10 protein-coding genes and 5 tRNA genes are annotated in these 14382 nt (G+C 58.3%); 1 reads left to right on the plus strand and 14 read right to left on the minus strand.

Translation table 11 applies throughout. From position 1 onward, the window contains the following. Nucleotides 1–13: 13 nt before the first annotated feature. Together leuD and leuC are read right to left on the minus strand one after the other, a co-directional pair. The gene (gene leuD, locus IEV00_RS02755) at nt 14–607 is read right to left on the minus strand and encodes a 3-isopropylmalate dehydratase small subunit (protein WP_188358788.1); all 594 of its coding nucleotides are present in this window, start codon (nt 605–607) and stop codon (nt 14–16) included. Nucleotides 608–640: 33 nt separating this feature from the next. Further along, nucleotides 641–2062, minus strand: a complete 1422-nt coding sequence (gene leuC, locus IEV00_RS02760; protein WP_188358789.1) for a 3-isopropylmalate dehydratase large subunit — start codon at nt 2060–2062, stop codon at nt 641–643. A gap of 190 nt (nt 2063–2252) precedes the next feature. Here leuC and IEV00_RS02765 point away from each other — a divergent pair, with 190 nt between their 5' ends. After that, nucleotides 2253–2978: an IclR family transcriptional regulator gene (locus IEV00_RS02765; protein ID WP_188358790.1), complete on the plus strand. Its 726-nt coding sequence runs from the start codon at nt 2253–2255 to the stop codon at nt 2976–2978. Between the two features lie 6 nt (nt 2979–2984). On the opposite strand, the gene IEV00_RS02770 is transcribed toward IEV00_RS02765, so the two are convergent. The 12 genes from IEV00_RS02770 to IEV00_RS02825 all read right to left on the minus strand — a co-directional run bounded on the left by IEV00_RS02770 (nt 2985) and on the right by IEV00_RS02825 (nt 14318). Continuing rightward, the gene (locus tag IEV00_RS02770; RefSeq protein WP_188358791.1) at nt 2985–3614 is read right to left on the minus strand and encodes a GNAT family N-acetyltransferase; all 630 of its coding nucleotides are present in this window, start codon (nt 3612–3614) and stop codon (nt 2985–2987) included. 26 nt (nt 3615–3640) lie between these two features. Next, the gene (locus IEV00_RS02775) at nt 3641–5350 is read right to left on the minus strand and encodes a dynamin family protein (protein WP_188358792.1); all 1710 of its coding nucleotides are present in this window, start codon (nt 5348–5350) and stop codon (nt 3641–3643) included. Further along, nucleotides 5350–7194, minus strand: coding sequence for a dynamin family protein (locus IEV00_RS02780; RefSeq protein WP_229723029.1), 1845 nt, complete (start codon nt 7192–7194; stop codon nt 5350–5352). Before IEV00_RS02780 ends, IEV00_RS02775 begins: the two co-directional genes overlap by 1 nt. 629 nt (nt 7195–7823) lie before the next feature. Next, nucleotides 7824–7896: transfer RNA gene (locus tag IEV00_RS02785), tRNA-Glu, on the minus strand. Between the two features lie 291 nt (nt 7897–8187). Further along, nucleotides 8188–8260 (minus strand) — tRNA-Glu (locus IEV00_RS02790). A 28-nt stretch (nt 8261–8288) separates the two neighbouring features. Further along, nucleotides 8289–8360: transfer RNA gene (locus IEV00_RS02795), tRNA-Gln, on the minus strand. Nucleotides 8361–9099: 739 nt separating this feature from the next. After that, nucleotides 9100–9172: transfer RNA gene (locus tag IEV00_RS02800), tRNA-Glu, on the minus strand. 29 nt (nt 9173–9201) lie between these two features. Then, nucleotides 9202–9273 (minus strand) — tRNA-Gln (locus IEV00_RS02805). Between the two features lie 272 nt (nt 9274–9545). Then, entirely contained in the window at nt 9546–11063 is a 1518-nt protein-coding gene (gene gltX, locus IEV00_RS02810; RefSeq protein ID WP_188358793.1) for a glutamate--tRNA ligase, read from the minus strand. 131 nt (nt 11064–11194) lie between these two features. Further along, nucleotides 11195–11968, minus strand: coding sequence for a fumarylacetoacetate hydrolase family protein (locus tag IEV00_RS02815; RefSeq protein ID WP_188358794.1), 774 nt, complete (start codon nt 11966–11968; stop codon nt 11195–11197). Between the two features lie 125 nt (nt 11969–12093). Continuing rightward, a complete protein-coding gene (locus IEV00_RS02820; RefSeq protein WP_188358795.1) occupies nt 12094–13194 on the minus strand; it encodes a branched-chain amino acid aminotransferase in 1101 nt (366 codons plus the stop codon). 62 nt (nt 13195–13256) lie between these two features. Further along, nucleotides 13257–14318, minus strand: a complete 1062-nt coding sequence (locus IEV00_RS02825) for a 3-isopropylmalate dehydrogenase (protein WP_188358796.1) — start codon at nt 14316–14318, stop codon at nt 13257–13259. Nucleotides 14319–14382: the final 64 nt, after the last annotated feature.

Raw genomic sequence — 14382 nt, forward strand, 5'->3', positions numbered from 1 at the left:
ATCTTTTGCTTATTTAGAGTTCCTGGGTTCGCGGCAACCAGGCAGGGCGGGTCTTCTCAAAGGCGGTAATTGCCTCTTCCTGTTGCAGAGTCAAGCTAATGTCGTCAAGGCCCTCCATCAGGCGCCAGCGCACATAGTCGTCAATCTCGAAGGGCACGGTCAATCCGCCGCAGGTGACGGTCTTGCTCTCCAAATCAACGGTGATTTCTGTGCCGGGTTCGTTTTCCAGGGTCTTCCAAATCAGCTCGATATCACCCTGGTCTACCTGGGCTGCTACCAGGCCCTGCTTACCGGAGTTACCGCGGAAAATATCGGCAAAGCGGGCAGAAATTACCACGCGGAAGCCGTAATCTTTCAGGGCCCAGACCGCGTGCTCACGGGAGGAGCCGGTGCCAAAATCGGGGCCGGCAACCAGAACCGAGCCATTCTTATAGGGCTCCTGGTTCAGTACAAAGTTTTCGTCTTTGCGCCAGCTGGCAAAGAGAGCATCGTCAAAACCGGTCTTGGTAATGCGCTTGAGGTAGACGGCGGGAATAATCTGGTCTGTATCAACATTGGATGCTCGCAGGGGCACGCCAACGCCGGTGTGTCGAGTAATCGGTTCCATCAAAAATCCTTATCAAACGTGAAGGTCAACGTCTTAGAGGTCAGCGGGCGAGCTCAGGGTTCCGCGAATTGCGGTTGCGGCTGCCACCAGCGGCGATACCAGGTGGGTGCGACCGCCCTTGCCCTGGCGGCCCTCAAAGTTTCGGTTTGAGGTTGAAGCGCAACGCTCCCCCGGTGCCAGCTGGTCTGGGTTCATACCCAGGCACATGGAGCAACCGGCAAAGCGCCAGTCTGCACCGAAGTCCTTGAAAACCCGATCCAGGCCCTCTTCCTCAGCCTGGGCGCGCACCTTGGCGGAGCCAGGCACCACCATCATGCGCACATTATCCGCAACCTTCTTTCCTTTGACGATTTCTGCCGCAGCGCGAAGATCCTCAATGCGGGAGTTGGTGCAGGAACCCAAGAAGACCACGTCAACCGGAATCTCCTTCAGCGGGGTGCCCGCGGTCAAATCCATGTATTCCAGAGCTTTTCGAGCTGCAGCCTGGGAGTTCTCATCTTCAAAGTCCTCGGGGTGGGGCACGTTCTGCGACAGCGGCACACCCTGGCCGGGGTTGGTGCCCCAGGTAACGAAGGGTTCTAGCTCATCGGCGTTAATGAAGACCTCGCGGTCAAAGGTAGCGCCCTCGTCGGTGGGCAGGCTCTTCCAGTATTCCACCGCCTGATCCCACAGTTCGCCTTTGGGCGCGTGGGGGCGGCCCTTCACGTACTCGAAGGTGGTCTCATCGGGGGCAACCATGCCAGCACGGGCACCCGCCTCAATGGACATGTTGCAGATGGTCATGCGACCTTCCATCGACAGGTTGCGAATGGCCGAGCCGCGGTATTCCAGCACGTAGCCCTGGCCGCCACCGGTGCCGATCTCAGCAATCACGGCGAGAATAATGTCTTTGGCGGTCACACCGGGCTTCAGGGTGCCCTCCACGTTAATGGCCATGGTTTTAAAAGGGGCCAGCGGCAGGGTCTGAGTGGCCATCACGTGCTCAACTTCAGAGGTACCGATACCAAAGGCAAGCGCACCGAAGGCACCGTGGGTTGAGGTGTGGGAGTCACCGCAGACCACGGTCATACCGGGCTGGGTCAGACCCAGCTGCGGGCCCATCACATGCACAATACCCTGCTCTGAATCGCCCAGAGAGTGAATACGTACACCGAACTCCTCAGCGTTCTTGCGCAGAGCCTCGATCTGGGTACGCGAGGTGATGTCGGCAATGGTTGAGAAAATGTTCTCGGTGGGGGTGTTATGGTCTTCGGTAGCGATGGTCAAATCAAGACGACGCAGCGGTCGATTCTCAAGCCGCAGACCCTCGAACGCCTGAGGTGAAGTCACCTCGTGCACCAGGTGAAGGTCGATGTAGAGAAGATCGGGTTTGCCGTCTTCGCCGGGAACTACAGTGTGGGCGTCCCAGACCTTTTCTGCCAGGGTACGCGGAGTTGCAGTGTGTTCGCCTGCCATGTTTTCCTCCGTTGATTCAGTGATGCTCCCCCTATTTTGGCTAGATTTCCGCTAACTTTCCATTAAATGGGCTTGCATATCATATATTGAGAATGGCAAAATTATACTAAGCAGTGAATAAATACACGCCCAACTGTATAAAACTAAGGGTTTGTATATACACATTTTCCTTTGAGACACGGAGTCAGCCATGGTTGAACACAACGAAAGAACATCATCGGGTGTGGGAGTGCTCGATAAGGCCGCCTATATTCTGGACTGCCTTGAAGCCGGCCCCGCTTCCCTCTCCCAGCTCGTTGAAGCCACCGGGCTGGCTCGCCCCACCGTGCACCGCCTGGCTGTAGCGCTGACCCACCACCGGCTAGTTGCCCGCGACATTCAGGGTCGCTTCATGCTGGGGCCCCGCCTGGGCGAGCTCTCCTCAGCTGCCGGCGAAGACCGCCTCATCGCGGCGTCCGGAAACGTACTCAACCAGCTCCGCAACATTACCGGCGAGAGCTCCCAGGTCTACCGCCGTCAGGGTGACTGGCGGGTTTGCGTTGCCTCAGCAGAACGCCCGATTGGTCTGCGCGACACCATTCCGGTGGGCACCCAGCTCTCCATGAAGGCCGGCTCAGCCGCCCAGGTGCTCACTGCCTGGGAAGATCACTCGCGTCTGGTGGAGGGTCTGCGCAACGCCCGCTTCACTGCCACTATGCTGGCTGCGGTACGACGCCGCGGCTGGGCTCAGTCTGTCGGTGAACGCGAGCGCGGTACCGCCTCGGTTTCAGCACCGGTGCGCAGCCCCTCGGGCAAGGTGATTGCAGCTGTGTCTATCTCGGGCCCCATTGAGCGACTGACCCGCCAACCCGGCCGCCTGCACGCCGAGGTGGTCTGCAAGGCGGCTGCCCAGCTCACCGAGGCCCTGCGAAGCTAACTAAGCCTACAGCTCTATCTCGTAGACCCTCACCTCGTGCATGCGGTAGCTGAGCTTCTCAAGCTCACTCCGATATTCCAGGGGTGCCTCAAAGTTGAAGTTGCGAATGTGCCCGTACTTCCACACCCGGTCGATGCCCGGGAGCAGGTCTTTGAGGGGGAACTCCCCCATCAGCCCGCGCACATAGACGTTCAAATACGATTTGGTGACCTTCCAGCCCTGCCGCAGGTACCAGAGGTTAGCGGCGGTATCGTCCTGGGTCCATGCCTGAACACGGCTGACCCCAGCGGCTTTCAGCTCGAGCTTTGCGACCTCCCACATGGTGTGGGCCAGCTTGAGTCTGCGGTAGTCGGGAAGAACTCCCAGGTGCCAGAGCACACCGTGTTTCTCAACGGTTTCAGGGCCCTGCTCAGAGCAGTATTCAACGTCGAGGAAACCCAGAATTTGCTGGTCTTGGTCGCGAACGGCGACTATACGAACTGAGGGATTCTCGTATTCCTCACGGTACTGCTGAACGTCGTCGCGGTAGCTAGAGTCCAAAAAGGCTTGAACACGGCAGTTGACCCAGTTCTTTTCATCAGAATCCCTGTACGGTCTAACAGAAATTCCGTCTAGCTTCTGAATAGGACTGGTCAACTAATTTCCCTCTGAATTTATAGTGATCAACGAGCATTTTCTAATGCATCACGGTAGGCGTAGAGCCGGTTAATTTCCTCTTCAACCGGTGCCACCACATAGTCTTGCCCCGCCTCATGCACCTGTTCGAAGATTCGGCGGGAAACCTTTTTCTGGTACATTTTGCGACCTGCGACAGCGCATATCTTACCAAGAATCGCTGTGACTATCCCCAACAAAAGTCCCGTTGCCACCAGAAGAGTGGGCACCGGAACAGGGTAGCCCTCAACTCGGGGCGCCTCCGGCAAGGGAATTTGGAAATATTGGGCCAGGGCCAGGCCGGTCAGCCACAGTAGCCCGGCCAAGGCCAGCACGATAGCCAGCCACTGCACAATATTCAGCAGCACCCACCACCAGCGTTTCTTGGTGGCGGCAAAATCTACCGAGGCAATGGCGCGTTCAAGGGCTTCGGGCAGTTCGCTCTCGTGTGACCGGGCGGCATCGCGAATCGCATAGCTCCAGGGGGCAGAGACCCCCTCTGCCACGCCGTTGGAGAACCTGCGAATCGCCGAGGACGCCGCCGAGACCTGCCCCGTGGACATCGGAGGCAGAGACGAGCGGGTAATATCGGAGCCCTCATCACTGCGGTGCAGGTTGAGTCGCTTGAGCGGATCTTTGCGGAACTTAAGCAACCAGCGGGTTGCAATCCAGCCGGTGTTCTGCCTGGCGTGGAGCTGGTAAGTCTGCCCCGCTGCCTTGCAGATTGCCTCAGCACCTGAGGCCGCATACAGCCCCTGGTCCAGCTGGCGAACACCGGTTCCCGTTACACCGTCGGGCAGCCCGGCACCGTCGTGCTCACTCAGGCGATCTACCGCCGTGTTCACATCGGCTTCAATACGCGCCACCGCAGCCGACTTCTCCACCGCAACCCGCCCCAGCGCCGTCCTGAGCCGATCAAGGCCCTCGCCGGTGACAGCCGACACCGCCATGGGGGCCGCCAGCAGGGAGCCGGTCAGCCCGTCTTCAGCCAGCAGCCGCTGCAGGGAGTCTAGCACCGCGGGTACCTCGCGGGAATCCAGCCGGTCTGCCTGGTTGAGCACCGCCATGGTTACCGCGCCGTGCTGGGCCAGGGGAACAATAAAATCGTGGTGAATCACGGCATCGGCGTATTTCTGCGGATCAAAAACCCACACCAGCACATCGACAAAGCCCGCCATGCGGCTAACAATCTCGCGGTTAGACTTCTCCACCGAGTCAAAGTCGGGGAGATCCAGCAGAATAAGGCCGCCCGATTTGGTTTCGGTCTCGCCGCGGCCCAGTAGATGCTTCATGCGGTTTATCATTCCGCCCTCTACCGGAACCTGCGCCTGGTTGAGGGCCTCTGCCGCCTGCTCGCCGTCCGAATCCAGAAAAACCCGGTTCTCCACCTGCAACCAGTCCAACAGTTCCTCGCTGCCGGCTCTGCCCCAGACCGCCGCCTGGGCGGTGGAGGTGGTAGGACGACGCGCCGCCGACTTCGCCACCTTCTGCCCGATGACGGCGTTGAAGAGGGAGGACTTACCCGAGCCCGTTGCGCCAAAGAAACCGATTACGGTGTGCTCGGCAGAGAGCTGACGACGAGAGGCGGAACGGTCGAGGGTCTGCTGAACGCTCTCCAAAACCTCGGGATCAACCCGGCCCTGCCCCAGGTTCACAGCGTCTTCTAGGTGTTCAATCCGGTGCGAGAGCACCGAGACTACCGGCTGGTTCTGCCCCACTATTTCGCCTCCTTCAGGCCCCGGGCGGTCGCCCGCATTTCTTCTGTGCTGCGCTGCAAGAGAGCCGGTTCAGGGCCCAGGCTGATGCTATCGAGCCGCTCGGTCAGTACCTCGGAGTGTTCGTCCAGCAGTTCGTGCACGCGGATTTCAAGGTTCTCGCGGGCGCCCTGGGCCATACGGCGCACGGCGTCCTCACCAAAAACCGCCTCAAGCAGTTTGGTGCCCACCACACCCGAGCCACCGGCAATGCCCACCTCGATGCCGGTCAATCCACCGGTCATTGAGAAGACCACCACCATGAGAATCACAGCCGCAGCATTGACACCCAGAGACATAAAGCGTGCCCGCTGTCGTTTGCCCGCGCCCTCGGCACGAATCATCTCCATCACGTCGTTCTGCCAGGCACGAATCCCCTCGGCAACACGGGCAGGAAAGTCCTCGCTGACCCTCGCCACATCGCGGTTGCCGATGAGCACTCGTCCTGCCCTCTCCTCCAGCCACTGCCGCTGGGAGGTCTCAGCAGCCTGCGCCGCCTGCTCCACAATCACCGAGTGGAGCCCGACTTCCAGCGCCTGCTCCACCTCTACCGCTTGCGAAGGCTGGCCCTTGAAGAAGCCCGCCACGCGGTCGCGCATGCGGCCAATTCCGGTTTCAAGACTACGGAAGAACTCGCCGGTTCCCACAAAATCCTGCCACCGCGAGAGCACCTCGCCGCGCAACAAAGCGCCGTCCTGGGTCGAGGCAATAATGTTCTTCTGCGCCTGCGTATAGCTGGTGAGCACGATGTTCTGTAGCCGCTGGGCGGTCTCGAACTGAGCGGTCTGCGCGGCTGTAATAGTTTCCATACGGTCTGCTACAGACCGGACGGCGCCCTCGAGGGTCTGGCGCGCGATGCGGGATCGCTCGTCGGCGTTAGAGCCCAACTCCCTCAACCAGAAAACCAGCGGAGTTAGCGCTACGGCGGGCAGCATTCCCCGCTCATCACGCTCCTGCTCGGTCACCGTCAGCAGATGGGCCGGGGTGATTCCGGCACCGGTGAGCATGCGACGTAAATCCTCTTCGATTTCATCTTCGGCACCCTCGGGCACCCGGTTGAGCACCACAGCAACCGTAATATCCCGCTTGGCTGCCTCGTGCAGAACCTCCCAGGGCACAGCATCGGCATAGCGGTTAGCGGTGGTCACGAAGAGCCACAAATCAGCCGCCGAGAGCAACTGCTTGGCAAGCCTGCGATTATCTTCGCTCACAGAATCAATATCGGGGGCATCGATGAGAGCAATTCCGGCGGGAATAGACTCTGTGGCCACGGTGAAAATCTGGTCTCTCTCAGAGTGGTCAGCGCCGACCAGCTCGGTGGAATTCTTTGCCTCTATACGTTCCAGGTGGGGCAGAATTCTCTGGGGCGTGAGAGCCTCAGCATCTTCGGGGCGGTGGATCAGCACCGGCTGGCGGGTGGTGGGCCGAATCGCTCCGGATCGGGTGATTGGCTCCCCCAGCAGAGTGTTAACCAGGGTTGATTTACCGGCACCGGTTGAGCCACCCACCACCACGGTCAGCGGAGCATCCAGGGTAGCCAGCCTGGGCAGAATGTAGTCATCGAGCTGGGTGATAGTGCGGGAAACGGTGGTTCGGTCTTCTTCGACCCCGGCGTTTTCCAGAGGGAGAGTTACCTCGTCGATGCTAGCGCGGGCAGTGCGAACCGCGGCCAGCTCAGCATCTACCTGAGCTGACTGTGTGCCTCGGCTAGCAACGCTCCCCCGGCGTTGCACGGTGCTGTTTTCTTCTGAGCTCTCCCCGGAGATTTCCTCGGAGGTCAGGTGCAAGTTTTTGGTCTTTTCATCCACAGAACCATTCTTCCACAAGCCTGCTGATGATTGAGGATATACCCGACCCCTGGGCGTGCGTTTATCCGCGGAAACAAGCTCCCGGTACACCTAGATTCCTGTAGGTAGAACCTAAAGTACACGCAAAGCTCGGTTGAAAGGCCAAAGGTACACCTGTGTTCCCTGGGTACACATCTAGATGTGTACCCAGGGAACACAGGTGTACTAACGTCAGCCCGGCAAGAAGAACTTGTACTTTACCTATCGAGCTTCCTCGAGTGGCCATTTTTGTACCGAAAACCTGCGAAAAACGGTTTAAAAATGGCCACTCGGCGATCATGGCACCCCGTGCAGTTGCCCCTGTTTCATTGAGTCGCCGCTTCAACGACAAATCGCCGGTACCGTACCGGCGAAATGCAACTAAAACGGCGATATGTCACCGAAGCGGCGACTCAGTACACTGGCCTATTCTCGATAAACGCCCAGCATGTTAGTGGATACACTTTTCTACCACTATCGCGGGTGACACGCCCGGGCGGGATACACTTATCTGCCTATAACCCTGCGTTTAACCGTTGATGAGCCGACTCCTTCACACCACAGACACAAAAAAGAGGCCCACCCTGTTCAGGTGAGCCTCTTTTCCTCTGTGACCCCAACCGGATTTGAACCGGTGTTGCCGCCGTGAGAGGGCGGAGTACTAGGCCGCTATACGATGGGGCCGTTACTGTCTTTGAGAGCTAGCTTTTGAGCTATCCGCTCTCGACAACAGATATAAGATTACACAGCTTTTGAGTGACCCGCAAATCGTGAGGGGGTGTTCTGCACTACATTCCAGCAGGGGCGGATCGGCCTCTTCCGGGCAGGGCTACGAGCCACCCTACCCCACCGTTAAGGAGACGGCTTCTGTGCACAAAACCACTAGACAAACAGCCTTATCTTGAAGAGCCGGCTCCTTTACACCACAGACACAAAAAAGAGGCCCACCCTATTCAGGTGAGCCTCCTTAGCCTGTGACCCCAACCGGATTTGAACCGGTGTTGCCGCCGTGAGAGGGCGGAGTACTAGGCCGCTATACGATGGGGCCAAAAACATTTTGAAAAACAAAATGCTCGCTGGGATACCAGGACTCGAACCTAGAATGACGGTACCAGAAACCGTAGTGTTGCCAATTACACCATATCCCAATGTCAAAAACGCAGTTGTCTGCGCCGTGCAACAGATAAATACTATACATTCAGATTTATTGAGAAAGCAAACTGAATTTCGGTGTTCTGTAACACAGACATGTGAAGGAGTCGGCTTCCACACGAAGCTAACCTCACCCCTCTACCACCCAAAATACAGAACCTTCGATATAGGGCATGGAGCATTCATAGATTTTGAGCTGAAACAAGCCCTCGTACACGTAGATTCCTGTTAGCAGACCTAAGGTACACGCAAGTTCCCGTGAAGAGGCCAAAGGTACACGTGAAGTCCCCAGGTACAAGACAATACTTGTACTCAGGGACTCTGCTTGTACCCTAGATAGCCCAGCCAGAAGAAACTTGTACCTTACAACCACCGAGCTTTCCCGAGAGGCCATTTTTAGACCGAAAACCAGCAAAAAACGGTCTAAAAATGGCCGCTCAGCGATCACGGCAGCCCGTGCAGTTGACCCTGTTTCATCGAGTCCCGCTTCAGTTGCATATCGCCGGTACAGCAACGGCGTCTGTCGTTGAAGCGGCGATATGCTGCCGAAGCGGCGACTCGGTACACTAAACCAATTCTTAAAAGCCGCCCAGCATGCTAGAAGACGCGCTTTTCTACCACTATCGCGGGTAACCCGCCCGGGCGGGACACACTTATCTGCCTATAACCCAGGCGCAGTTTCCAGCCGAGCACAAAAAAGAGGCCCACCCTGTTCAGGTGAGCCTCCTTAGCCTGTGACCCCAACCGGATTTGAACCGGTGTTGCCGCCGTGAGAGGGCGGAGTACTAGGCCGCTATACGATGGGGCCAAAAAACATTTTGAAAAACAAAATGCTCGCTGGGATACCAGGACTCGAACCTAGAATGACGGTACCAGAAACCGTAGTGTTGCCAATTACACCATATCCCAATGTCAAAACGCAGTTGTCTGCGCCGTGCAACGAGTAAATACTCTACCAGGCAGGGCTGGCACTGTGCAAATTTTCCCGGGTGAGGTCTGCGCTACATCGCCTGAGCAAGGGCGAGAGCGAAAGCAAGATCAAACCCAAACCAGCTTTCCGCGGTGAAGACAATAAAATGCGGGGGCTCCGTCTGCTCGATTTCGGTACAAGCCCCCTGGGGCTTGCGCCGAAACGAGCAGGGGCACTCCCCCGCATTTATTGGCTTCTCAGCGAAAACTCGTTAACCCTGCAAATCCGCCAGTAGCGCCCGCAGACGCTTCAGGGAAGATTCCTTGCCCAGAATCTCCATGGATTCAAAGAGCGGGGGCGAAACCTTAGCGCCGGAGACGGCGGTGCGGATGGGCCCAAAGGCCAGGCGGGGCTTGATTTCCAGGCCCTCGACAATGGCAGAGCGCAGTGCTACCTGAATGGGCTCGGCGGTGAAGTTGTCAAGGGGTTCAAGAGCGTCGATAGCCGCCTGCAGTACAGCCGGTGCTGACTCCTTGAGCTGCTTGCGGGCGTCGTCCGCAATTTCAATTTCAGAATCAGACTTGAAGAGGAAGCCCAGCAGAGCCGGAACCTCCCCCAGCAGCTGCATGCGCTCCTGTACCAGCGGTGCGGCTTCGGTGAGAATCTCCTGCTCGCGGGCAGAAAGTTCTTCAAAGGAGCCGCCGGTAACCACACCGGCGCGCTGTAGGTACCAGACCAGGCGATCGCGGAAGTCATCGGCGGCCAGCATACGAATATGGGTGCCGTTGATAGCCTCTGCCTTCTTCACGTCAAAGCGGGCGGGGTTGGCCAGAACATCCTTGATATCGAAGTGCTCCACCATTTCGTCCAGGGTGAAGATGTCTTGGTCGTGAGACAGCGACCACCCCAGCAGAGCCAGGTAGTTATCGAGGCCCTCCTTGATAAAGCCCTGTTCCTGCAACAGGAAGAGGTTGGATTCGGGGTCGCGCTTGGAGAGCTTCTTGTTGCCCTGGCCCATCACGTAGGGCAGGTGGCCGAACTCGGGAATGAACTTGGCAACGCCCACCTCAATCAGTGCCCGGTAGAGGGCAATCTGGCGGGGAGTTGACGACAGCAGATCCTCACCGCGCAGCACGTGGGTAATGCCCATCAGCGCGTCGTCCACGGGGTTAACCAGGGTGTAGAGGGGCTTGCCGTTGGCGCGAACCACCACGAAGTCGGGGGTTGAGCCCGCCTTGAAGGTAATCTCGCCGCGCACCAGGTCGGTGAAGGTGATGTCTTCATCGGGCATGCGCAGGCGCAGCACGGGCTCGCGGCCCTCGGCGCGGTAGGTAGCCTTCTGCTCTTCGGTCAGGTCGCGATCAAAGTTGTCGTAGCCCAGCTTGGGGTCTTCACCCTTGGCGCGGTGGCGCTCCTCAACCTCGGCGGGAGTGGAAAAATCTTCGTAGACGTAGCCGCCCTCGATCAGCTTCTGAATAACATCCTGGTAGATGTCGCCGCGCTGGGACTGGCGGTAGGGTTCGTGGGGGCCGCCCACGCCAACGCCTTCGTCCCAGTAGATACCCAGCCAGTGCAGGGAATCCAGCACCTGGTTGAAGGACTCCTCGGAGTCACGCGCAGCGTCGGTATCCTCAATACGGAAAACCAGCTTGCCCCCGGTGTGCTTAGCGTAAGCCCAGTTGAAGAGCGCGGTTCGAATCATTCCCACGTGCGGGGTGCCGGTGGGCGACGGGCAGAAGCGCACGCGGGTTTCGCTGGGGTCTTTGAGCTTAACAGTCAAATCTGACATGAGAAGAAGTCTCTACTCTTTCTCTCGTTGGTGTGAAATGGTGCGGTAGGACGACGCCGCGGCGGCCAGGCTACCCCACGCGCAGGTGGGCGCGCGGGCAAAAGCGGGGTGGGCGCCGTCCTGAAAACTATTTAGCGGCGTACGGTATTGACCAGCGAGCCGATACCCTCAATCTCGATTTCAACTTCGTTGCCGTCTTCGAGCAGGCCCACACCGGCGGGGGTGCCGGTGAGAATCACGTCGCCGGGCAGCAGGGTGAAAGCCTCTGAGATAGTGGAGACCAGCTCGCTCACGGAGAAGATCATATCGGCGGTGGTGCCGTCTTGCTTAACATCGCCGTCAACCCAGGTTTTGATTGAGAGGTCATCGGTGTCGAGGTCTGTCTCAATCCAGGGGCCCAGCGGGCAGGAGCCGTCAAAGCCCTTGGCGCGGGCCCACTGCAAATCGGTTTTCTGGGCATCGCGGGCGGTGAGGTCGTTGCCCACGGTGTAGCCGAAGATTATCTCGGGAACCCGCTCTGCCGGCACAGACTTGGCAATACGACCGATGACCACCGCCAGCTCGCCCTCAAAAGAAACTTCCTCAGACCACTCGGGCAGGGAAATCGGGTCATTGGGGCCAACTACCGCGGTGTTGGGCTTGAGGAAGAACTGGGGGCTGGTGGGAGTTTCGTTGCCCAGTTCCTTGGCGTGATCGTGCCAGTTGCGGGCAACACCGATCACCTTGGAGCGGGGAATAATCGGTGAGAGAAGGCGAACGTCTTCAAGCTGAAAGGTCTTTTCAGTGGGCTGAACACCCATGTAGAAAGGGTCGCCAGCCAGTACGGTGAGGGTTTCCTCCCCCTCGCCGCCTTCGACCAGGCCAAAGTGCAGTTGATCTTCAACAGTGAATCGAGCAATACGCATGGTTCTAGGCTACCGCGTGAGAAGCGAGGAACCAACTGGCCCAGGGGTGAGCTTTGGAGCCGGTGTTTCTGCTGACTGGCTTTTAAAGAAGTCTGGCAGAAACACCGGCTCTGAAACTGGCTGCTTTATGCCAAACGGGTCAGCCAGCCGTGGCGGTCTTCAATCTTGCCGGTCTGGATTCCCACCAGCTCTTCACGCAGGGCCATGGAAATCTCACCGGGTTCTTCGCCGGTGGCCGAGGGAATCTCAAAGTCTGCTGCCTTGAGCTTGCCCACCGGCGACACCACGGCGGCGGTACCGCAGGCAAAGACCTCGGTAATGTCGCCGTTTGCCACGCCCTCGCGCCACTCGGTCAGGGTGAACTTGCGTTCCTCAACCGTCATGCCGCGGTCTTCAGCCAGCTGGAGCAGGGACTTGCGGGTGACACCCTCGAGAATGGTGCCGGTCAGCTCGGGGGTCACAACCTTGTTTTCTTTGCCGAAAACGTAGAAAACGTTCATGCCGCCGAGCTCTTCAATAGCGTCGTCGCGGTTGGGATCCTTGAAAATCACCTGCTGGCAACCCTGCTCTTCGCCCTCAAGCTGAGCAATCATAGATGCCGCGTAGTTACCGCCGCACTTGGCCGCACCCGTGCCGCCCACACCGGCGCGGGCGTAGTTGGTGGAGAGCCAGATATCAACCGGCTTGGGAGTGCCAAAGTAGTTGCCCACGGGAGAGGCAATCACCATGTATTTAACCTGGTGGGAGGGGCGTACACCCAGGTAGGCTTCGGTAGCAATCATAAAGGGGCGAATATACAGTGACTCGCCCTCGCCGGTAGGAATCCATTTCTGGTCGATGGACACCAGCTGCTTGACTGACTCAAGGAAAATCTCTTCGGGCAGTTCGGGCAGAGCCAAACGGCGAGCCGAGTTCTGCAAGCGAACTGCGTTGACCTCGGGGCGGAAAGCCCAGATAGAACCGTCGGAGTGGCGGTAGGCCTTGATACCCTCAAAGACCTCCTGGCCGTAGTGGAAGACGGCAGCGGCAGGGTCTAGCGAAAGGGGGCCGTAAGCGGTGATGCGGGCGTTCTTCCACTGACCGCCGTCGTGGTAGGTGCCCTCCCAGTCAACAGTTGCCATGTGGTCGGTGAAATAGTTGCCAAACCCGGGGTCAGCAAAAATTTCCTCAATCCGCGCGTCGCTAGCAGGGTTTTGGTTCGGCTCAACGGTGAATTCTATAGACATAAATCTTTTATAACCATTCTCGTAGGGCGGGCAAAACAGCTCGCAAAGTGAAGTGGCCGGGGCTACTCTCCCAGTCGTTCCAGGATATCGCTGGCTACCTGATCGGTAGACCGGGTTGCGCCGGGATGGGCAGCGAGGTCTTTTTCTACTGCCCTCTCAATGCGCGCCGCTGAATCTTCTCGACCCAGGTGACGCAAAAGCATGGCTGCTGCCAGGATAGTAGCGGTGGGGTTTGCTACGTTTTGACCGGCGATATCGGGGGCTGACCCGTGAACCGGTTCGAACATTGAGGGAAACTCTCGGGAGGCGTTGATGTTGCCGCAGGCGGCATAACCGATACCTCCGGTGACCGCTCCTGCCTGGTCGGTAAGAATGTCGCCAAAGAGGTTATCGGTAACGATCACGTCAAAGCGGGAGGGGTCGGTGGTCAGATAGATGGTCGCCGCGTCAATATGGCAGTAGTCGGTTTCGACCTCGGGGTACTCGGCGGCAATTTCATTGAAGTAGCGGGAGTAGAGCTGGCCGGCGTTAACCAAAACATTGGTCTTATGCACCAGGGTGAGCTTCTTGCGCTGGCGGGAGTTGGCCAGTTCAAAGGCATAGCGCACCAGGCGCTCAATACCGTGGGCTGTGTTCAGGGAAACTTCAGTGGCGATTTCAGCAGGAGTTCCCTTGCGCAGAACACCGCCATTGCCGGCGTAGGGGCCCTCGGTACCTTCGCGCACGACCACAAAGTCAATATCGCCGGGGTTACTCAGCGGTGAGACAGCGCCGGGAAAGAGGCGGGAGGGGCGCAGGTTAATAAAGTGGTCAAAGGCGAAGCGCAGCTTCAGCAGAACTTCTCGTTCAATCAGGCCGGAGGGAACCTCGGCAGACCGGGGATCAGCGCCCACAGCGCCAAAAAGAATGGCATCGTGCTGGGCGAGCGCTGCCAGGGTCTCTTCTGAAAGGGTCTCTCCGGTTTCCAACCAGTGAGCAGCACCCAGAGAGTAGGGGGTCTTTTCAATGGAGAAGCCATCGAGTTCCGCTACGCGGTCAAGCACACGCTCTGCCTGAGAAACAATTTCGGGGCCAATACCGTCGCCTGCAATCACGGCGAGATTGATAGAACGAGTTTCAGTCATAGTTCTAAAATAGTACGCCGTCTCACAGCGGCGGGCATGGGCAGGGGTTTGTCTCATATTGTGA

Origin of the sequence: Rothia aerolata (assembly GCF_014635585.1) — a bacterium.
Taxonomy (GTDB): Bacteria; Actinomycetota; Actinomycetes; order Actinomycetales; family Micrococcaceae; genus Rothia; species Rothia aerolata.

What these genes read in the sequence shown, in the direction of transcription:
- leuD (WP_188358788.1), bottom strand. Translation starts at nt 607, where the DNA reads ATGGAACCGATTACTCGACACACCGGCGTTGGCGTGCCCCTGCGAGCA.
- leuC (WP_188358789.1), bottom strand. Translation starts at nt 2,062, where the DNA reads ATGGCAGGCGAACACACTGCAACTCCGCGTACCCTGGCAGAAAAGGTC.
- IEV00_RS02765 (WP_188358790.1), top strand. Translation starts at nt 2,253, where the DNA reads ATGGTTGAACACAACGAAAGAACATCATCGGGTGTGGGAGTGCTCGAT.
- gltX (WP_188358793.1), bottom strand. Translation starts at nt 11,063, where the DNA reads ATGTCAGATTTGACTGTTAAGCTCAAAGACCCCAGCGAAACCCGCGTG.
- IEV00_RS02815 (WP_188358794.1), bottom strand. Translation starts at nt 11,968, where the DNA reads ATGCGTATTGCTCGATTCACTGTTGAAGATCAACTGCACTTTGGCCTG.
- IEV00_RS02820 (WP_188358795.1), bottom strand. Translation starts at nt 13,194, where the DNA reads ATGTCTATAGAATTCACCGTTGAGCCGAACCAAAACCCTGCTAGCGAC.
- IEV00_RS02825 (WP_188358796.1), bottom strand. Translation starts at nt 14,318, where the DNA reads ATGACTGAAACTCGTTCTATCAATCTCGCCGTGATTGCAGGCGACGGT.